This window comes from Priestia sp. P1_B12_1 (assembly GCF_056406695.1).
This window is the reverse complement of record NZ_JBFTZR010000002.1, coordinates 910,649-930,284: the sequence shown is the minus strand read 5'-3', so window position 1 is coordinate 930,284 and position 19,636 is coordinate 910,649. Positions and strand designations below refer to the sequence as shown.

25 protein-coding genes and 2 pseudogenes are annotated in these 19,636 nt (G+C 35.1%); 8 read left to right on the top strand and 19 right to left on the bottom strand.

Features of this window, described 5'->3' with window-relative positions; translation table 11 throughout:
- Positions 1-291 precede the first annotated feature (291 nt).
- The 7 genes from AC1D0Y_RS10210 to AC1D0Y_RS10180 all read right to left on the bottom strand — a co-directional run bounded on the left by AC1D0Y_RS10210 (position 292) and on the right by AC1D0Y_RS10180 (position 4,702).
- Complete coding sequence (locus tag AC1D0Y_RS10210) at positions 292-1,287, bottom strand: glycerophosphodiester phosphodiesterase family protein (protein ID WP_060746768.1); 996 nt, start codon at positions 1,285-1,287, stop codon at positions 292-294.
- A gap of 204 nt (positions 1,288-1,491) precedes the next feature.
- Positions 1,492-1,896, bottom strand: coding sequence for a hypothetical protein (locus tag AC1D0Y_RS10205; RefSeq protein WP_102813260.1), 405 nt, complete (start codon positions 1,894-1,896; stop codon positions 1,492-1,494).
- A gap of 59 nt (positions 1,897-1,955) precedes the next feature.
- The gene (locus AC1D0Y_RS10200; protein ID WP_098332336.1) at positions 1,956-2,351 is read right to left on the bottom strand and encodes a hypothetical protein; all 396 of its coding nucleotides are present in this window, start codon (positions 2,349-2,351) and stop codon (positions 1,956-1,958) included.
- A 110-nt stretch (positions 2,352-2,461) separates the two neighbouring features.
- The gene (locus tag AC1D0Y_RS10195; RefSeq protein WP_098332335.1) at positions 2,462-2,944 is read right to left on the bottom strand and encodes a hypothetical protein; all 483 of its coding nucleotides are present in this window, start codon (positions 2,942-2,944) and stop codon (positions 2,462-2,464) included.
- A gap of 90 nt (positions 2,945-3,034) precedes the next feature.
- The gene (locus tag AC1D0Y_RS10190) at positions 3,035-3,700 is read right to left on the bottom strand and encodes a DUF2711 family protein (protein ID WP_477707544.1); all 666 of its coding nucleotides are present in this window, start codon (positions 3,698-3,700) and stop codon (positions 3,035-3,037) included.
- 394 nt (positions 3,701-4,094) lie between these two features.
- A complete protein-coding gene (locus AC1D0Y_RS10185) occupies positions 4,095-4,496 on the bottom strand; it encodes a hypothetical protein (protein WP_025753491.1) in 402 nt (133 codons plus the stop codon).
- Complete coding sequence (locus tag AC1D0Y_RS10180; protein WP_043977756.1) at positions 4,496-4,702, bottom strand: helix-turn-helix transcriptional regulator; 207 nt, start codon at positions 4,700-4,702, stop codon at positions 4,496-4,498. Before AC1D0Y_RS10180 ends, AC1D0Y_RS10185 begins: the two co-directional genes overlap by 1 nt.
- Positions 4,703-5,030: 328 nt before the next feature.
- On the opposite strand from AC1D0Y_RS10180, the gene AC1D0Y_RS10175 reads away from it, so the two are divergent.
- Both AC1D0Y_RS10175 and AC1D0Y_RS10170 read left to right on the top strand, forming a co-directional pair.
- Complete coding sequence (locus AC1D0Y_RS10175) at positions 5,031-5,258, top strand: helix-turn-helix transcriptional regulator (RefSeq protein WP_060746761.1); 228 nt, start codon at positions 5,031-5,033, stop codon at positions 5,256-5,258.
- 1 nt (position 5,259) lies between these two features.
- Positions 5,260-5,610, top strand: a complete 351-nt coding sequence (locus tag AC1D0Y_RS10170) for a DUF2178 domain-containing protein (protein WP_253352518.1) — start codon at positions 5,260-5,262, stop codon at positions 5,608-5,610.
- A gap of 165 nt (positions 5,611-5,775) precedes the next feature.
- Here the strand turns inward: AC1D0Y_RS10170 and AC1D0Y_RS10165 are convergent, their stop codons facing one another.
- The 5 genes from AC1D0Y_RS10165 to AC1D0Y_RS10145 form a co-directional block, all read right to left on the bottom strand.
- Positions 5,776-6,039, bottom strand: a complete 264-nt coding sequence (locus AC1D0Y_RS10165) for a hypothetical protein (protein ID WP_477707543.1) — start codon at positions 6,037-6,039, stop codon at positions 5,776-5,778.
- A gap of 1,159 nt (positions 6,040-7,198) precedes the next feature.
- Positions 7,199-7,381, bottom strand: coding sequence for a DUF4181 domain-containing protein (locus AC1D0Y_RS10160; protein WP_371264483.1), 183 nt, complete (start codon positions 7,379-7,381; stop codon positions 7,199-7,201).
- Between the two features lie 179 nt (positions 7,382-7,560).
- On the bottom strand, positions 7,561-7,917 hold the full coding sequence (locus tag AC1D0Y_RS10155; protein ID WP_060746757.1) for a DUF4181 domain-containing protein: 357 nt from the start codon (positions 7,915-7,917) through the stop codon (positions 7,561-7,563).
- Positions 7,918-8,308: 391 nt separating this feature from the next.
- A complete protein-coding gene (locus tag AC1D0Y_RS10150) occupies positions 8,309-8,878 on the bottom strand; it encodes a hypothetical protein (protein ID WP_060746756.1) in 570 nt (189 codons plus the stop codon).
- A 316-nt stretch (positions 8,879-9,194) separates the two neighbouring features.
- Complete coding sequence (locus AC1D0Y_RS10145; protein WP_477707542.1) at positions 9,195-9,476, bottom strand: hypothetical protein; 282 nt, start codon at positions 9,474-9,476, stop codon at positions 9,195-9,197.
- Between the two features lie 144 nt (positions 9,477-9,620).
- Here AC1D0Y_RS10145 and AC1D0Y_RS10140 point away from each other — a divergent pair.
- Positions 9,621-10,190: pseudogene (locus tag AC1D0Y_RS10140) on the top strand (Y-family DNA polymerase); the annotation flags it as partial.
- A 4-nt stretch (positions 10,191-10,194) separates the two neighbouring features.
- Here AC1D0Y_RS10140 and AC1D0Y_RS10135 read toward each other — a convergent pair.
- The 4 genes and pseudogenes from AC1D0Y_RS10135 to AC1D0Y_RS10120 all read right to left on the bottom strand — a co-directional run.
- Positions 10,195-10,314: pseudogene (locus AC1D0Y_RS10135) on the bottom strand (aldo/keto reductase); the annotation flags it as partial.
- Positions 10,315-10,431: 117 nt separating this feature from the next.
- On the bottom strand, positions 10,432-11,676 hold the full coding sequence (locus AC1D0Y_RS10130; RefSeq protein ID WP_060746755.1) for a Bcr/CflA family efflux MFS transporter: 1,245 nt from the start codon (positions 11,674-11,676) through the stop codon (positions 10,432-10,434).
- 213 nt (positions 11,677-11,889) lie between these two features.
- Complete coding sequence (gene megL / locus AC1D0Y_RS10125; protein ID WP_028408060.1) at positions 11,890-13,077, bottom strand: methionine gamma-lyase; 1,188 nt, start codon at positions 13,075-13,077, stop codon at positions 11,890-11,892.
- A gap of 153 nt (positions 13,078-13,230) precedes the next feature.
- Positions 13,231-14,280: an NAD(P)/FAD-dependent oxidoreductase gene (locus AC1D0Y_RS10120; RefSeq protein ID WP_060746754.1), complete on the bottom strand. Its 1,050-nt coding sequence runs from the start codon at positions 14,278-14,280 to the stop codon at positions 13,231-13,233.
- A gap of 189 nt (positions 14,281-14,469) precedes the next feature.
- Here AC1D0Y_RS10120 and AC1D0Y_RS10115 point away from each other — a divergent pair, with 189 nt between their 5' ends.
- The 4 genes from AC1D0Y_RS10115 to AC1D0Y_RS10100 all read left to right on the top strand — a co-directional run bounded on the left by AC1D0Y_RS10115 (position 14,470) and on the right by AC1D0Y_RS10100 (position 18,284).
- Complete coding sequence (locus AC1D0Y_RS10115) at positions 14,470-15,264, top strand: ABC transporter ATP-binding protein (protein WP_060746753.1); 795 nt, start codon at positions 14,470-14,472, stop codon at positions 15,262-15,264.
- Complete coding sequence (locus tag AC1D0Y_RS10110; protein WP_028408057.1) at positions 15,265-16,188, top strand: iron-hydroxamate ABC transporter substrate-binding protein; 924 nt, start codon at positions 15,265-15,267, stop codon at positions 16,186-16,188.
- 81 nt (positions 16,189-16,269) lie between these two features.
- Positions 16,270-17,280, top strand: coding sequence for a FecCD family ABC transporter permease (locus tag AC1D0Y_RS10105; RefSeq protein WP_336090858.1), 1,011 nt, complete (start codon positions 16,270-16,272; stop codon positions 17,278-17,280).
- Positions 17,277-18,284, top strand: a complete 1,008-nt coding sequence (locus AC1D0Y_RS10100) for a FecCD family ABC transporter permease (RefSeq protein ID WP_477707541.1) — start codon at positions 17,277-17,279, stop codon at positions 18,282-18,284. Before AC1D0Y_RS10105 ends, AC1D0Y_RS10100 begins: the two co-directional genes overlap by 4 nt.
- Before the next feature lie 165 nt (positions 18,285-18,449).
- Here the strand turns inward: AC1D0Y_RS10100 and AC1D0Y_RS10095 are convergent, their stop codons facing one another.
- Complete coding sequence (locus AC1D0Y_RS10095; protein ID WP_081085297.1) at positions 18,450-18,617, bottom strand: YfhD family protein; 168 nt, start codon at positions 18,615-18,617, stop codon at positions 18,450-18,452.
- A 128-nt stretch (positions 18,618-18,745) separates the two neighbouring features.
- Between AC1D0Y_RS10095 and ytzI the strand changes: the two genes are divergently transcribed.
- On the top strand, positions 18,746-18,880 hold the full coding sequence (gene ytzI / locus AC1D0Y_RS10090; protein ID WP_013082433.1) for a YtzI protein: 135 nt from the start codon (positions 18,746-18,748) through the stop codon (positions 18,878-18,880).
- A 29-nt stretch (positions 18,881-18,909) separates the two neighbouring features.
- Here ytzI and AC1D0Y_RS10085 read toward each other — a convergent pair whose 3' ends face one another.
- Positions 18,910-19,107, bottom strand: a complete 198-nt coding sequence (locus AC1D0Y_RS10085; protein WP_013082432.1) for a helix-turn-helix domain-containing protein — start codon at positions 19,105-19,107, stop codon at positions 18,910-18,912.
- 45 nt (positions 19,108-19,152) lie between these two features.
- Complete coding sequence (locus AC1D0Y_RS10080; protein ID WP_043979311.1) at positions 19,153-19,581, bottom strand: MarR family winged helix-turn-helix transcriptional regulator; 429 nt, start codon at positions 19,579-19,581, stop codon at positions 19,153-19,155.
- Between the last annotated feature and the right edge of the window lie 55 nt (positions 19,582-19,636).

Sequence of the window (19,636 nt, the reverse complement as noted above, 5' to 3'; positions counted from 1 at the left end):
CAAAAAAGTGAATCTTTCCTATGAGAAGGTCTATGAGCATAGGAATAAACATACATAACCATATGAAATCTCTATTTTTAACAATCTGGAAGATAATAATTATTGAAACAATGATTGTGCAAACTAAATAAATCAGGTATATCCCCCCTAATATTATTAAATTTAACACATTTATCCAATGGATTGTTGATTAACGTAATGTAAATTCTAGGAAACATAAATAAGAAAAGCAATTGGAATAAAAACCAATCGCCTCATTGCTGTTATTTAATTGCTTCAATGATTCTAAAATTACTCTTCATTCGTCTTATAGTAATCTCCTATTTTATCAATACGATTGGTCCATATTCCTCCTGAATAACCATTTGGAAGTCTTTTTAAATCTTGAATAGAATCAAAACCAGTTGAAAACTCGCTTCCATTTCCTCCTACGATAATTGTTCGAGTATTTACATCATCCATTCGATTTAAAAAACGACTTGGCCATCCCCATAGAAAAGGCCCAATCTTTTCTGGTATATGTAATTCTGTATTTTCACATGCCTTTGGTACGTACCCCGTCCAACCTGTTGCTATGTATGGGATAAGACAATCTTTCATAGTCGCTTTGGACATAACCTTTAGGTTGGGCATTTCCTTTTTTAATGAATCAATGGGTTCTTCTCCACCATAAACGGTTATATTTTTTAAACGCTTCTTGGAAAATTGTGATAAATACTTAGCTAATTGTTTTCCTTCCTTAGGATCATTACTTTTCACATGAATAAGAAATGCTTGGTGAGGAAAATGTTCCATTACTTCATTCAGAGAAGGCATGAGGTTGACTCCCTCACCACGAAAAGGGTACGTTTTCCCTCCATCAGCTGTATATCCGTATCCAATATCTAATTTTTTTAACTCAGCCATTGTATAATCCCTTGTAACGCCTTTTCCATTTGTTCGACAATCTACTGTCCAATCATGAAATACTGCAAATTGATTGTCTTTTGTAATGTGAACATCAAGTTCAACCATATCAGCCCCATCTTCAAAAGCAGCTTCCATAGACGGAATGGTGTTTTCTAAAAAATTATGTTCAGGGTTGTAAATCCTTTCGGCTGTACACGTATCATTTTGAATATCTTTCATCGTAAATGTTTGAGCGACGCCTCTATGAGCAAGCAGAAAAGGTTGACTCTCTCTTTCCTTAGCCAGTAAAGAACTATTATTTAAATAAATAAAAGCTATTACAATCAAAAAAACAATCCATGTAACTTTACGCTTAAACACTTTTTTTAAAAGCCTCATAATATCCTCCGGTTAGTCATCACATTTAATCTGTTGTCAATTCTGAATCATATAAGAAGTAATTATCATTTTCAATGGTTAAAAGATGATAACTTCATAATAATTCTAGGATCATTACACCTAAAGATAATTTGATGCACTAATTTACGAACTAGTTAACATAAAACATTCTATCGGTAGAAAGGCTATCTAAATATATATGTATTAGCCATCAATAATCTGTGATTCCTTAACATTTAAAATTTCAATACTGTTACAATAAAAGTCGATATCTTCATTTTCTACGTCTCTTACTTGAAACCTAATGTTTTCCCAACTTCTATCACTAATATCTATTATTTGTAGTATAGATAGCTGTATAGCTCCGCCATTGGCAAATAGTTCGAAATTTTCTACTCCATAAAAATTCATACTGACTTCATAAAAGTTATGATTCCCTTTAGGTTGTAAAAGAAAAATTACATGCAAATTAGTTTTGTTTTCTTCATCAAACAAAAAATTGTTGCTATATTCTATAAAATACCTTATTTCTGTGATGTATTTCATATCTAATAACGAAAATTCTGGTGAAAGACTATTTAACAAATGAAAGTTCTTAATATTTAACACTTTAAGAGTCTCCTTTTCTCATTACCTTATAGTACTTCTTAAAGAATTTTATTATTGCTCTATTTGTCTTTATTATTTAAGTCGTGCCAATCCCAATATGAACTATACAGTTCATCATGTAAAAATTCTTCATCTTCATCGTCGTCTTGTTTTTCTTCTAACTTTAAACCAACCCATATATCTTCTTCGTTCTCTGATACAGGATCACTTACCCCATCTAGTAAACAAAAAGCACTATGAAAAGCACCCATAATATTATCTCTTACGATTTTTTCAATTGCACTAATACTTTCGTCAGTAAACTTTTGAGCATTTAAAGCACTTATTTCTTCTTCAGTTAAATCGAATTCCTCCCAGGATAATTGTTTATCTGGCTGTTTCAATTGTTCCCCTACTTCTGCATATTTCTTAATGATGCTATGTAGTTCTCTTAAAAATAACTGTTTAGAATCCATATTTAATTCTCCCATGTATGTTATAAGTTCTATTTATTATATCAGTTTCACTTTGATACTCAGTGTATAAATTATACAAATTCAGTTTACATAATACGGCTTCTAGGAGCTTATTCAAAGTGTTCAGGAGACCAAACAGCTATATCATCGCCTGGAACGGCAACTAAAAGCCACTCATTGTCGCTTCCTCCCCAATGATCACCTAGTTGCCAACATTCATAGTTCGTATCATGACCATTTACAAACAAAATGCTACCTGATTCAAATGAAATGATTAGATGGGGCGACCGATGACCTAAATGTACATCCACTATTTTTTGTCTCTTAACATCCCAAATATGTTTAAAGTGCTGTTCTTCAGTATGTGTGGGGACTTCTCTCTCCGAAGATGGATAGACAAGCGGGACCTCTTCATATACCGTCCACGCTGTTTCAATCGTTAAAATGAATGCATCATCTTCTTTTCGATCATACTGAGTAAAGATTAATGAAATGGCGGAAACCTCAGACGCAAACTTTATTCCATCCATTTGACTACCAACAAGTAAATGCCTTAACGCTTTCTCTGCGAATCTCCGATTCTCTATTTTCAAAGTCGTTTCTCCTTTAACGTTTTTTGTGCTTATTATCTCATGTATGGGTCGTACATTTATAGTTACCATAATGTATCTTATTGGTACCTATTAAATAAACGATTTAAGCTGTGTTTCTTTATCACATATTAAAGCTTCAAGGTTTAGAGACTTAATTGTATCCTCAATATTTGTATCTTTAGCTAAAAGCAATGTTATAAACGAATCATAGATCCCCATAAATGCAAAGTCCATATTTTCATCTGTGATAATTGACTCGTTAGGAGATAAGTTAGCTATTTCTAAAGATGACACATTATTGACTTTAAATGAACCGTTTGTGTCGTGAATAGGTTCAGAAAAATATAAAGTATTTGCCCCTTTTGAACAGAGGATCTCTACTAAACTATTTAGTATAAACAACGATGTACGATCTTCTTCTGGGTAATAAAAATCTGGATTAGACTTAACATAAGGAGCTAATTTTTTATATTCATCACTAGGCACACCAGTAAGGTGTTGCAACGCTTTGAATAGTTCCTTGTAGGATTTTAAATTACATTTGGCCATTACTTCTTTCCATAGTATTGGTTCTCCAAGTTTAAGCATTTCCTCATCACTAGGATATATATGCTGATAAGGATTTTCTCTCTTTGATTTATCCCAACCAAAGGGCATTTGAATAAAAGGGTGGAATAGAATAGCTGCAGAATTAAAGTTATTAGGTAATTGAGACAAAATAGGTACATCTCCATCGATCCATATATAATCTAACAAAACGAGACATCTCCTTTGAATATACTTAGTTACGTACATTTTATATACAGAGAACAGTAATTTCTAGTCAACATAAGCACTCTTTCCGGAACACATCACAAAAAAGAACCCTTATGAGAGTAAGGGTTCGAAAGAGGTCTCAATTATGAGTTATGCAGCTTTTTATACATCCTTGATTTATTAGGCTTTTCATTAGGAGGACCAACTAAATCGATGAATAAAAAGCGCACCTTTTATTCATATGCTTCAGACCCAAAAATAGCATTTGATACCATAATATGCTACACTAAGGGTCAGACTATTTTTACAAATTTCAACGTAGCAAAAGAGCAACCTCTCGTCCACTGCAGAGGTTGTTCTTTTATTTTGTTAACGCTCCATTATTTTTAAGTTTTTATTTATATTGTCTTGCTGAGAAGAATTGAACAATCGGAAAAATAACTAAGGACAGGCAAATAGCTGCAAACAAAGAGATATTACCGAAATCATTTCTTCTGACAAAAATAATACGATCTGCTACCCATAAAACAAAGAGAGATATTGTTAAGATATGATAACTTGTTTTAGCACTTATAGTAGCAACCTTCTTGCCCATTTCATCTTTTTGAACTTTTCTATCGAATCCCCAAGTAGCAAATTGAAATATGCTAGTTAAAACTACGACTATTCCTATAACACCAGTTACTCCTATACTATATCCATTCTTAAAATCTGTAATATACATAGTGATTAGAAAAAAAGCGAAGCTTAGCAAAACAACAATACCCAAAATATAATTTCTTTGTACATTTTTCATTACGAATTCCTCCCATTCTGATATAAAAATAATTCGTTCACACTTACTTCTAAGTTTTCTGCTAGTTGAAATGCTAAAGCTAAACTTGGGTCATATTTGTTATTCTCGATAGCATTGATTGTTTGCCTGGATACTTCACAAGCTTTAGCTAAATCCTCTTGAGACAACTTATTAAATTTCCTAAGTTCTTTGATACGATTATTCATACTTATCAACCTACCCCTTAAATGTAAAAAACTTTTTACATTTATAGTTTATGGTAATATTTTCTTTTTGTCAAATATCTTTTACAAAACATCTATTTTTTTCACATATAGCATATAAACTTAGTTAACATAATGTGCTTTATAGACAGTGAGAAAGAATTTATATTTTCGATTAAAAATGGAAAAGGGTTAGATTCCTCGCTAAGAGTCTAACCCTTTTTATTATCATAAATCGTATAATAATATTTATCTTTTGTATAAGTTTACTTTACCTTTATATAAGTTTGTTGTATTATTTGTTTGTAGTCAAAAAAGGAAGGTGATTACATTGAAAGAAAAAAATGGTGACTACGTTGAAAATAAAGTTTATGAGTACCGAGTTTTAAAAAGAATGTCTCAAAAAGAATTGGCAGACGCTGTAGGAGTATCCAAACAAACCATATATGTGATGGAGAAAAATAATTATTCTCCTTCCCTCGTTTTAGCTTTTCGAATAGCTAATTTCTTCGACGTAGACGTTAACGATATCTTTAATTATGTGGGAGGACGTGACTGAGATGATAACTGACAAAATAGAAGATGCTATTTTTATCCCTTTAAAAACCTGGACAGAACAATCAAATAGTAACTGGAATATGCTGATTGGTATTGGACTTTTATCGCTTATAATCGCAATAATCTTAGTATACGTATTTCAAAAAAAATTGGGAATGAGTGTGTCTGACGAAAGAACCAATCAAATAAATTTAAAAAGTGCCCTTATTATGTTGTGTGGAATTATTTTATGCGACCTCATTTTTCCAAAAGAGTATATGTGGCAAATTTTCTTCTTATTTAAATACTCCCTGGCATTCCTTGCTGCAGGTATATATCTTGCTGTTCGATATAAAAAGGATTTCTTAAGCTAAAGAATTTTGCACACTATATTCAGCATTAGTTAACATATTGTACGTTATAGAAATAAGTAAAAAGAAGAACCTGCTATACAATAATAGTAGGTTCTTCTTTTTATATTAGGCTTTTTTCAAAAAGTATATCTATTTACTATCTATAATCTTCTTATCTAAAAGCAATTAACTTGCAGTGCTTCTTAAAATCTTCTTTAATATTTTGTTTGAAATAAAGAAAACAAAATAAAAGAAAGCAATATTAAACAAGATACCTAATATATTAAAAGTTAGCCTTGGACCTTTATAATATCCCAACCATTGAGCAGGAAAACCGAAATAATGATATGGTCCTTCAATCCTAATACCAACGTTTGGAATAAAACCAAAAATTATAGTTGCCATAATACTAAGAATCCAAAATAATTTTAAACTAATCTTCTTTTTCATACACAATTTCATACACCCTTTACTTCTCACCTTTATATTCCTTAAATATTAAAATAGCCAGTATGCCAATTACAATGGTCATTGTAAAATAAAGCCACCGCCAATTTAAAAACAAACTATTTATTAAGTTTATTAGTATCGCGACTACCAACATGGAATTTAACCATTGTCTATATTTACTATCTTTATCAGGGTCGATCTTTCTAAAAAATAATCCCACACTTAGCCTCCTTTTTTCATTCCTCTATATGTAACTACCTAATTCACAATGTGAGGTGTTAGCAAATTATGGGCACATAAAAAGGAATGCAGCAAACCTAAAGTGTGATGCATTACTTTTTTTTATTCTCACTCTTTTCATAGTTATATAGCATTATCTTTATGATGATTAATATCAATAATGTACATAAGGTATAGTATCCTGGTCAAGTTTGTCCTTTCTAAACAAAATTGACAAAGGCACTAGACACTAGCAGCCCTGCTACAACCCAAGAGTAAGATCCTTTCAACTTTCTCATTTGAAATCCCCTCGCTACCTATATGTTTATTCCTTAATTATCCATCATAACATATGTTAGATAGTTATTCAGTTCCATTGGTTATATAATGTTATTTTATACCAATTTAATAAAAGGATAGGTTTTCTATAAGTCCGCAAAGGTATACCTTTACGAACTTTTCTTTTTCATGAGAAATCTATCATCTTTATCGTTCGCTTAAGTTATAAAAACAATTATGAACGTCTTCTGGAATCCATGCACTTTTACGAACGTTTTTAGTAATAAAAAAGGATTCATACCGGTTAATTGATATGAGTCCTTTTGAAACATAGTTATATACCAATAGGTATTTCTTATAATAAAATTAATCCACCTATTATAAGAACAGCACCAAGCATAATACGGAACCCAGAAGACGACACTGGATCAGTAACTATATCGGATGCTACTGCTAAAAAAACTAAAGTTTTTTTAGTCTTTCCTTTTGTGTTTTTATCTTTTACAATGATTAAAATTCCCGAGATTAATAGATACAAACCAACTAGTAAAACTAATATAGGTATAAAAATTATTTCCACCTGCTTTTATGTATTATAGTGTATTTATTTTCTATGCTTTTTATAACGTACATAGCTCTTTGTGTATGTATAAATAAACCATTAGAAAACATTCAATATTGCTCCAATAATAATTGCTATTAAAAAATATATCAGGAGACTAAATGACAGTAAATATTCCCTCGTTTCTCCGTTATATCTCCACTCCATAAAGATTCGGAAACTTAAATAACATAAACAGAAAATAATTAACATGCCCCACATAGGAACCTGTTCAAAAGCAATAAAGAGTATAATAAAAACTTTTTTCTACTCATTTATGCCACTTGTTCACATAATTTTTTCAGTGTCGAGGTCATCTTTAACATTTAATTTTATAGCAAGATACTTTGTAATAAGAGATGCTACTAACAATAATAGTAAGAGGTATAAAAATGTTTTTAGCAATAATATTCAACTCCTATTTAAAATACATTTAATAAAGTGCCAACTCCTATAGAAGCTAAATAAAAGAAGAAGAAAATAACGGCTAAAAGGTGTTCCCTCGTTTCTCTTGCAAATTTCCATTCCATAAATATATTAAATCCCTGATAAACAATACAAAAAGCAGCTAAAATAATCCACATAGGGACTTGATTATAATAGCTTAGGGAAAATAAAAATATTATGTATAGTACAACTTCTATTCTTGAGTGCCACCTGTTTACTTTTTTTCTGTAAATCTCTGGATCGGTTTCTAAGTGCATCTTTTTTCTTAAGTATTTTTCAACATAATGAGCGATATAAAACGCTACTATAATAAAAATCAAAAATTTGTACATAAATACCTCCTAATGTCCAATAATATCTTTTTTTCCATTTTAATTAAATTAATCCAATTATTGTAGAATTAATTATATGATTTAAGGCAGGTTTCATTGAGCAGTAAGAAGAGGCTTCACTTGTGAATAAAGATATAGTAGCAATTGAAAGTGATAAAACTGCGTTTTACAAAGATTTAAAATATATGTTACCTGGGAAGATGACGCAATAACAAAAATAACTGTGTGACGAAAAATATGGAAGGTTAAAGAGCCCTTGTATATCAAGAGCTCATATTTTTGTATGGTTCCTATAATCAAACTTATGGTAACTAAACTAGAAAATAAAAAGCCTGGATCTCCTTAGATACAGGCTTTTTCTCAACTCTGTTGTTTAAGTAGAAAAAAGTACTTACTTTAAATTAAAGGTTACTTCCTTATTTAGATATGGAGATGTAAAAGTTACTGTTTGTTCATTTCCCCATTGTGCATCATGAGCTCCTAAAACATTTAAATCGCTCATATCCGTATTTCGTGTCATGACATGAAGAGGTTCTTGATTTATTCGTTTTTTCACCAAAGGGAATTCCGTTTGTTTATAAAAATCATAGTAATGGTTAGTTTCTCCAAGACTCCAATTGGAATAACCAATAATAATTTTTTGGGTATTCTTAGGGGAACTTAGATCATAATAGTCAACTTTATTAGTATAAAAGAACGTGAACCACCCAACGATTGCTATAGGTACAATAAAAAACGGCCCAATTACTCCCCAAAAAACTTTAGACTCTTTTGTTTTGCTAACGGTTATAAGGACTATGTATAAATAGATAAAGTGTAGCACAAATATCAGAAAATATATCGAAACCTTTGAAGAGAAAACGTATAGGCTCTTTAGTGCTAAAAGATAAAAGAATAGATCTATAGAAAGAAGGATGATAGCTAACATTTTTAGTATACTCTTATTATTTTTATACTTCATTGACTACAAACCCTCCTTCTTTTAATTTAGAAATGTTAAATATTGCTGCTATTAATATCAAGTGAGTAGCTACGAGGTATATAATTTTTGACTTTTCCAGGTGAGTTAAATAGATCACTCTTACTGAATATCGTAAATCCAACCTCTTCCACATCCACAAATGTATCGACTTTATCTATATCGACATTTTTAAATTCTATAGGTTTATTCCATTGTCTCGAAGGAATTAAATCCTGCTCTACAATACCTTCTCCGTAGAAAATGAATATACTGAGCCCATTCTTAACTAATTCTTCTGCTAATCCACTAACATGGCTCAATTTTTTTCAGAATCAACTTTAATAATAGCACCATCTGATGAATGCTCATAAAAAGGAGTTTTATTTTTAATCAATGTTTCTTTTTCATGTCCAGAGAGCATTGAGTCTAAAACAAAAAAAACAGGTAAACCAAACATTTTTCGAACTAAAGAGATGATCAGATCATGATTAATGTCCCTAATCCCTACAGTAATAGATACAAATTTATCTTCTGGAAAGTCAAAACTATCAATTATACTTTGGTCTGAATATTGCACAAAATATTCTTTTTTCAACATTTATCCCCCTTTAGGGTTTAGTCTTTTTGAACTCTTACCATTACGTTATGTAGTAGTTACTTCTGTTAATGTAACAATAAATTCTATGCAAGTGATAGCAATGATTGGGAAAAATGTAGAGTTTTTATTTTAGGAGTATTTTCAATGGAGGATGAGCAGTTACCAAACCGAATCATTATATGTATTGACATGAAGGCGTTCTATGCGTCCGTTTCTTCTGTCATAAGAGGATTAAACCCGTTGAAAACAAAGCTTGCGGTAGTCGGAGATATCAAACGGTCGGGATCCGTTGTATTAGCTGCCACACCCTTATTAAAGAAAGAAGGGGTCAAAACAGGAAGTCACCTTTTCGACATTCCTAAAAGGAAAGATATCCATGTGGTGAATCCATCCATTGAGAGGTATATCAAGGCTTCGACCTATATTTCGAGCTTGGTGTTACAGTATGTGGCTCCTGAGGATTTTCATGCCTATAGTATTGATGAGTTGTTTATTGATGCGACAGCTTCGTTGCATCTATTCGCTCGTACACCAGAAGAATTAGCCCACAATATTATCGACGAAATTTATCATAAGACACGCCTGACAGCTACGGCAGGCATAGGCCCTAATCTCTTACTGGCGAAGGTAAGCTTAGACCATGAGGCTAAGAATAGCCCAACAGGAGTGGCTTATTGGCGATATGAGGATATTCCCTTTAAATTGTGGGCTATTCATCATCAATCGCACTCGTTATAGCGTTGACTCCTTCATTTCCGTTAAGCTTGTATGTACCAAAACCTATAGCAGGCAAGGTTACCCCGTCATTAAGGGTTATTTCAGGAATTACTTTACTCATTATTATCCACTCCTTTCGATCATGCCCTAAGGTTAGCACATATTATCCAATACTTGAATAAATTTGCATCACTCATTTTTACAAAGGAGTGATGCTTTCAAACATTCAAAAAAGTGATTACGGAGAAACCTTCGTTTTAAACTCGTTAACTTCGCACTTTTCTGTTTCTTTCTTGTTTTTAGTTAACGTAAAGAAAGCTACAAAACCTAAAAGCGCCGTACTAAATAAAATAGCAGCCATCGGAATCGCTGTTGTTTCGTTAATACCCACTAAAGGAGAAACAATGGATCCTAAAGTTAGTGGAAGCATGCCTAACACGGCACTCGCACTTCCTGCTCTATGTCCTTGATTTTTCATTGCCAATGTCACCGAGCCTGTGATCGTCATTCCTATAGAGATCATGTAAATAAAAATGGGAATAACAATCGTAGCCAGCGGCCCTTTAAGCATGGTCATGATAAGAAGTACGCTAGTAGCACTTACAGCCGTAATCACGGCAATGCGAAGCAGGCTTCTTTCATGAAGAATTCCGCTAAAGCGCCCAATAATAAAGCTTCCAGTCACAATGGCTAAGCCGTTAATGCCAAACAAAATGCTAAAAATTTGCGGAGAAACATGGTAGATCCCTTGATAGACAAATGGAGTGCCTGATACATAAGCAAAGCTACCTCCATGGACCAGTCCGACAATTAAGGCATACCCAATAAAAGAACGGTCTTGTAATAGACTGCCCATCGTGCGAATGGAATGACCAATTGAACTTGGCGTTCTATTTTCAATTGGCAAAGTTTCTTTTAAACGCATTGAAATTGTTAAGACAATTAAAAGGCCTATTAAACTTAAAAACAAGAAAATAGTATGCCAGCTTGCAAAAGGAAGAAGTAAAATAGCACCTCCGGCCATTGGTGCTATCATTGGTGCAAAGGCATTAATAACCATTAATAGAGCAAAAAACTTCGTAAGCTCTCTTCCACTAAAAACGTCTCTGACAATCGCGCGAGAAAGAACAACTCCTGCCGAAGCGGTAAACCCTTGTAAAAAGCGTGCGATGACTAAAGCTGTAATAGTAGGAGCCAAAGCACAGAGCAAGGACGATATCATAAATAAAGAGATGGAAATGAGTAAAGGTCGTTTTCGTCCCTTCGCATCACTGATTGGACCGATCACGATTTGACCAATGGCAAGGCCTAGTAAACATGATGTTAAACTAAGCTGTACAAGTGAAGCTCGCGCATCTAAATGATCAGCAATAGCAGGGAAACTTGGCAAATACATATCGATATTAAGCGGACCTAATATCGCAAGCGTGCTGAGGAGAAACGCCAATCCTAGACGTTTTTTTCCAGTTGGATTATGAAGCATAATAGCAGAGCACCTTCCTTACCTAAATATTGTATTTTTACAGATAACCTTTAGTCTATTGAAAGGCATCTCTTCTGTCTAGGACATTTGTCTAAAGATGTAGGTAAAGTTCCACTCGCAAAAAAAGATCTATGAGTGATGACATGCAGTTGATATTCAAAAAACAACGCTTGAAATATCCTTAAGATACTTCAAGCGCTGTTTGAGCGTTTGTTATATACTATCTAATGCCTGCTGTAAATCTCTCATAATATCTTCCCATGCTTCCAGCCCAACTGATAAGCGAAGGAGTTCATTTGAGATTCCCATTTCTTTTCGAGCTTCTTCCGGCACGACTGCGTGCGTCATCGAGGCAGGATGCTGAATAAGTGTTTCAGCATCTCCAAGACTCACCGCAATGGAAATGAGCTTAAGCTGATTAACCACTTTTACGGTTTCTTCATAACCGCCTTCCACTTCAAAAGAGAGAAGCCCCCCTCCTTTTTTCATTTGCTTTTGCATGAGAGAATAAGCAGTGCTCTTTTTATCACCCGGATAATAAACGGCTTTCACCTTGGGGTGGAGACTTAATTGTTTTGCGATGTGTTCAGCATTTTCACAGTGACGATCCATCCGAACGGCCAGTGTTTTTAACCCGCGGAGTAACAGCCACGCATCAAACGGGGAAAGAATGCCTCCGATATCTTTTTGCGTCGTTTTGCGCAGTACGGAAATAACCTCTTTGTTCCCTACTACAATTCCTGCAACAACATCTCCGTGTCCACCAATAAATTTTGTTGCGCTATGAATGACTAAGTCGCATCCAAGCTTCAGCGGCTGCTGCAAATAAGGAGTTGAAAAGGTATTGTCTACTACCACAGGAATTCCTTTTTGTTTGGCGATAGAAGCAACTAACTCTAAATCTACTAAAGTCATAGTCGGATTAATCGGTGTTTCAATATAAATACATGCTGTATCTTTTCTGATAGCAGCAAGAATTTCTTCTTCAGTTTCCAAGTTGGAGAAAGAATGATGGATTTGATATTTTTCCTCAAGCATTTCTAAGAGACCAAACGTGCATCCATACACTCCTTTAGAACACAAAATATGATCGCCTGCTTTTGTAAGTCCAATCAATACAGCCGATACTGCAGCCATTCCCGATCCAAATGCCAAAGCTGCTTCTCCTTCTTCAAGCTGTGCCATACGCTCTTCTAAAATGGTGACCGTTGGATTCGATAACCGGGAATATACATAACCATCTTCTGCTCCGCTAAACCGGTTTGCACCTTGTTCTAGAGATGAGAATGTAAATGTAGACGTTTGATAAATAGGTGGAGCTAAGCTATCAAAATGATGTTTTGATTCATACCCTGCGTGAATGGCTTTTGTTTCAAACTGATATTTCTCTTTTTCATTCATACGGCTTCCCCCTTATGCACACAAGCACTATGTCATTTTTTAAATGTAAGCGTTTTCTTTTATTATATTTCTCTTTTCTTTTTTCGTTCCCTGCCTCCCTGCTTAGATAATTCCACCCTAGAAAAAGAAGCGACATGCACACTGCACCTCGCTTTACGTCATCATTTGTTTAATTAGTGCTGAATTGCGCTTTTTGAATACTTCATTATGAGAAGAAACCATAGCTGTCTTAGCCGCGGAGGGCTGAACAAATTGTTTTGCTTTGTTTACGGCATTAGCAGCGTCTTGAAAAGCACCTGTAATTAAATGGACTTTTCCTTCGTGCATGAGAATATCTCCCGCTGCATACACGCCTTCTACAGACGTTTCGCTTGCTGCGTTACCTGCAATATAGCAGTCATCAATGGTTTTAATATGTAATTCACTGTTTTTTAACAGCTCTGTATCTCTTTCATAACCGTGATTAATAATGACTTCGTCAATCGGTAAATAAGAAATTTCACCGGTTTGATGATTAGTCAGCTCAACTTTTTCAATAAATTCATGCGTCGCATCAGCCACTAATTTTGTAATAGATGTGTTAAGCAGACACCGAGCTGAACTATTTATTAATTGTCTCACTTGTGCTTCATGACCGTTTAGTTCACTGTTTCGATACGTAATATATACTTTTTTAGCAACGGACTCTAGCTCATTTGCCCAATCAATGGCTGAATTGCCTCCCCCGGAAACAATCACCGTTTTATTTTTAAAATGCTGCAAAGATTTAACCGTATAGTTTAAATTTGATATTTCAAATCGTTCTGCCCCTTCAATTTTGAGTTTTTGCGGATTTAAAATACCTCCTCCGACAGCAAGGATAATGGTTTTAGAGTAATGATGTTCACCTGAAGAACTCGTCAGCTGGAAAATACCATCTTCTAAGCGAGAAATCCATTCAATCTTCTCATTTAAAACAACAGTTGGATCAAACGTCAGCCCTTGTTCAACAAGCTGTTCAATTAGCTTCGCCCCAGAAATAGGCGTTTGCCCTCCTACATCCCAAATCATTTTTTCAGGATAAACGTGTAATTTTCCGCCTAATTTTGGCTGATATTCAATCAGCTTTGTTTTCATTTCTCTTAGTCCACTATAAAAGGCAGAATAAAGGCCAGCCGGTCCCCCGCCTATAATCGTCACGTCGAACAGTTCGTTATGTGTCATGAACACCCACTCCTTGCAATTAATTGTTATTGATTATCATTCTCATTTGAATATACATCTTCTTCACCGTTTTGACAATAAAAATAACTATTGACATCCCGAAACGTTCGAATTATAGTATGTAAAGTAAACGATACTGATAATCATTATCAAATATTTGTTGTATTAAACGTAAACGGAGGGTCAGATATGGTTCGCCTATATACAGAGAAATTACATATTAGTTATGGTGAACGTCCAATAGTAAAGAATTTAAGCGTTAACATTCCAGACAAAAAGATTACCACGATTATTGGTTCAAACGGATGCGGCAAATCAACGCTTTTAAAAGCCGTCACCCGCATTATTTCTCATCAATCCGGTTCCGTCATTTTAGATGGCGAAAATATTTCAACAGAACATACAAAAGCACTAGCTAAAAAAATGGCCATTCTCCCTCAAACCCCCGAAAGTGCCAGCGGCTTAACTGTTGGAGAACTTGTATCTTATGGGCGATTTCCCTATCAAAAAGGGTTTGGGCGTCTGTCGAAACAAGACTATCAAACGATTGACTGGGCGCTTGAAGTAACCGGAACAAAAGATTACAAATTTCGTCTCGTTGACTCTCTTTCAGGCGGTCAGCGTCAGCGAGTGTGGATTGCAATGGCTTTAGCTCAAGAAACAGATATTATATTCCTCGATGAGCCGACTACCTACTTAGATATGGCTCATCAGTTAGAAGTGCTTGAGCTGCTTCAAAAGCTAAACAAAGAGCAAGAACGTACCGTCGTAATGGTGCTTCACGATTTAAATCAAGCCGCTCGCTTTGCAGATTATATTATCGCTTTAAAAGATGGAGAAATTGTTAAAGCCGGAACGTGTGACGAAGTCATTACGCATGACGTTCTAAAAAAAGTGTTTCATATCGACGCTGAAATCGGACGAGACCCGAGAACCAATAAACCAATGTGCATCACGTATAACTTATTAAGAGGAGATAACTAAATGAAAAAATTACTGCTTCCATTCATGCTCATATTCGTACTACTTATTAGTGCCTGCAGCAGCGGTTCAACTGAAAGCAAAAACGATTCTAATAAAGGAAACAGCGGATCCAAGACAATCACATATCAATCGGAAGACGGTCCTGTAAAAGTTCCGGCTAACCCGAAACGTGTTGTAGTGTTAGGCTCCTACGCAGGTAACGTCATGTCATTAGGTGTCAATATTGTCGGAGTGGATTCATGGTCTAAAATGAATCCCCGCTTTGAAAAGAAATTAAAAGGCGTTGAAGAAGTATCAGATGAAAATTTAGAAAAAATCATTAAATTAAAGCCTGACCTAATTATTGGCTTATCTACTACAAAAAACGTTGATAAATTGAAAAAAATTGCTCCTACCGTTACGTATACATACGATAAAGTAGATTACCTTACTCAGCATGTAGAAATCGGCAAACTATTAAATAAAGAAAAAGAAGCACAGTCATGGGTAAACGATTTTAAAAAGCGTGCGGCAAAATCTGGTTCTGACATCAAAGCTAAAATTGGCGACGATACCACGGTTTCAGTTATTGAAAACTTTGACAAGCAGCTTTATGTGTTTGGCGATAACTGGGGACGCGGAACAGAAATTCTTTATCAAGAAATGAAATTAAAAATGCCGGAGAAAGTAAAAGACATGGCTTTGAAAGATGGTTACTATGCAATTTCACCAGAAGTTCTTCCTGAATATGCCGGAGATTATTTAATCTTCAGCAAAAACCAAGATGGAGATACATCATTTGAGAAAACAGATACGTACAAAAATATTCCTGCTGTAAAGAATAATCACGTATTTGAAGCAAATGCAAAAGAATTTTATTTTAATGATCCAATCACATTAGATTATCAACTAGATTTCTTTACTCAAAAATTTCTTGGCAAGTAATTCATTCAAGAGGAATTCTTTTTAGAATTCCTCTTGCTTTGTTTTACTACATTTATTCTTACATGAAAAGATGGGTGTTTTATGAAAATAGACAATCAGCGTTTCATTCCTTTTTTATATAAATTGATAGGTATGCTGCTCGTATTCATCATAACGTTTGGTTCTTCAATGGTTTTTGGCGCTGCTGATATATCGATAAAAGATGTGTGGCTAGCGCTTTCATCAAGCAGTGTAAACGAACAGATTTCGATTATCCGAGATATTCGTTTACCTCGTGAAATCGCCGCTGTTTTTGTTGGCGCTGCTTTATCAGTATCAGGGGCGATTATGCAAGGTATGACAAGAAATCCTCTTGCAGATCCAGGACTTTTAGGCTTAACTTCTGGCGCAAATGCAGCTTTAGCTGTAACCATTGCCTTTATCCCTTCTGTAAATTATTTAGGTATTACGATTGCTTGCTTTATCGGAGCTGCGGTTGGCGCAATTTTGGTATTTGGAATTGCTGCTATAAAAAGAGGCGGTTTTTCTCCGCTTCGAATTGTACTAGCCGGGGCTGCCGTTTCAGCGTTTCTTTATGCGATCGGAGAAGGCGTCGGTATTTATTTTAAAATTTCAAAAGATGTATCGATGTGGACTGCTGGCGGAATGGTAGGCACTTCTTGGGAACAGCTTCAAATCATTGTTCCTTTTATTGTCGGAGGTATATTCATTGCCCTTTTGCTTTCCCGGCAGCTTACTATTTTAAGCTTAAACGAAGAAGTCGCTGTGGGGTTAGGTCAGCAAACAACAAAGGTCAAAACCGTTTTATTTGTTGTCATGATTCTTCTTGCAGGTGCTTCTGTTGCGCTAGTCGGAAACATGGTGTTTATCGGCTTGATGATTCCTCATATTGTACGAGGAATTGTAGGAACCGACTATCGTTATATTATCCCTATGTCCGCTGTCACTGGCGCAGCGTTTATGCTGCTCGCTGATACGTTGGGCCGAACCGTAAGTGCGCCTTATGAAACACCGATAGCAGCAGTTGTATCCATGATTGGTTTACCTTTCTTTTTAGTCATTGTTCGTAAAGGAGGAAAAGCATTATCATGATCCACCCAGCGCTTATTAGAAAACAACGAATAATTATGATGCTGCTCACTGTTTTGATTCTTGGAACGATTGTAATAGGGATGGGGCTTGGGGATGCCTCCCTTCCTTATAATAAAGTATTTCCTACTCTGTTTGGCAAAGGGAATTTTGCAGATGAGTTTGTTCTTTTTTCAATTCGACTTCCGCGAATTATCATTACTCTTTTAGCAGGAATGGCTCTAGCTTTATCAGGCGCTATCTTACAAGGGGTTACGCGCAATGACTTAGCGGAACCTGGAATTATAGGAATTAATTCAGGAGCAGGCGTCGCAATTGCCGTATTCTTTTTATTTTTTCCAATTGAAGCTGGCTCTTTCTTGTATGCTCTTCCGTTAGTAGGGTTCATCGGTGCCTTGTTTACAGCTAGTCTTATCTACCTTTGTGCATATAGTAAAAGCCAAGGACTGCAGCCTGTAAAACTTATTTTAACAGGCGTAGGTTTTTCGATGGCTCTTTCTGGAATGATGGTGGTGATTATGTCATCAGCTGATCGTGCTAAAGTTGATTTTATTGCTAAATGGATTGCAGGAAACATTTGGGGGACAGACTGGCCTTTTATATGGGCACTTCTACCTTGGCTGCTTGTCTTGATTCCTTTTATATTGTACAAAGCAAATTCATTAAACATTTTTAACTTAAATGAAGCTGCAGCTATTGGAGTCGGTATCGCTATGGAGAAAGAGCGTATCACATTGCTTCTAGCCGCGGTTGCATTAGCGGCAGCCGCAGTTTCAGTTACAGGCGGCGTGGCCTTTATTGGGCTTCTTGCTCCTCATATTGCCAAAGGCTTAGTCGGACCGAGAAACCAGCTTTTTATTCCCGTTGCCATTTTACTTGGCGGCTGGCTCTTGCTGATTGCAGATACAATAGGACATAACATTGCCGATCCTAACGGTGTACCAGCAGGAATTATTGCCGCCGTAATCGGTGCTCCTTACTTTGTTTATTTACTTTTGAAAAAATAATAAACGAGGCTGAGAAATAACAACGTCAATCCAATCTAAAGACAAACCAATTGAATGTATGAGCTGAACCGCTCGTTACACCATAACAAAAATAACGAACCGCTAATCAAACATTTTGATTAGTGGTTCGTTTTTCACTTGGGCTAAAATACTTTTATCTCAGCTTTAGTTTTGCTTTTTTTGTCTTTCATCTGCAGCGTTCGCTCTAGCCTGAGCTTCTAAATCGTCTTGGTCTGCTAATTCACGAGAAAACTCTTCGTCTACTCCATCTGCTTTAGATGAAGGATAATCCGCTACCTTTTTTAATTGTTTTTTCAACTCTTTTTCATTCATTATAAACACTCCTTTATTTTAGGCTGTTACTAGTATGCGTTTGTCGTTTCTGCACTATGTGGAGAAAGAAGGAATTTTACCAATAAGACCGAAAGCATACGTAATAAGAAAAAGAAAGGACGTTTTATATGATCATCATTATTACGCTCTCTATTATCATTGTATTTGTTATTTTACTGCTATGCATAGTTACTACTTCGAAAGCTTACGATTATAAACATACGGTAGATCCGCTTACAAAAAAACAAGACGACAAAAAGTAGGTGCGCTCGTTTCACACCTACTTTTTGTATTACCCTTGCAGTGTTTTTAAATCGTGATCGTTCAATTGAAATGCTTGCTTAATTTTGTCTTCCAAGTTTTTTGTTACTCTTCGCTTCCCCACTTCAACCAGTGCAATTAAAGAAAAACTGCAGTTTACTGCTTGAGCGAAGTTTCGCTGATTCATATTGTAGTTTTTCCGAATGTTTTTTACCGTTTCTTTATTCATTTACACTCACTCCGCTTAACTCAATATACTTTTTTCTACTCAAGTTCAAGTCACATGTTCATCTAGCTGTCGACAGAGCGTGAGAAATTGCTGCTGTTCTTCTTCTTTATAGCAAGCAAACAGTTTTTCAACCCCTTGCTGCATGTCTTTTTCAGCAGCTTGAATCACTTGCTTCCCTTTGTTTGTAAGCTCGACCATAACTTTACGCCTATCTCTTTTTGAATGGTAGCGCTCCACAAGATTCAGTTCATACAAACGTGTAATCGATGCTGTAATAACGCTTGGGCTCGCCTTTATCTCGTCTGCCACTTTGGTGACAGGCATTGTATCTGCACGTTCAACAATCAGTAAAATATGATATTGAAAAGGGGTAATTCCGTAATGCTGTAAAAGGCTTTTTACATTTGTCATTACTTTTTTGTTTAAAGATATTGAAATTCTTTGAATTTCTTCACCAAATATCAATGGATCCATCCGCCTCACTGACCCTTTCTCTCCAACATTTTTATGATGAACTTTAGATTTCTAT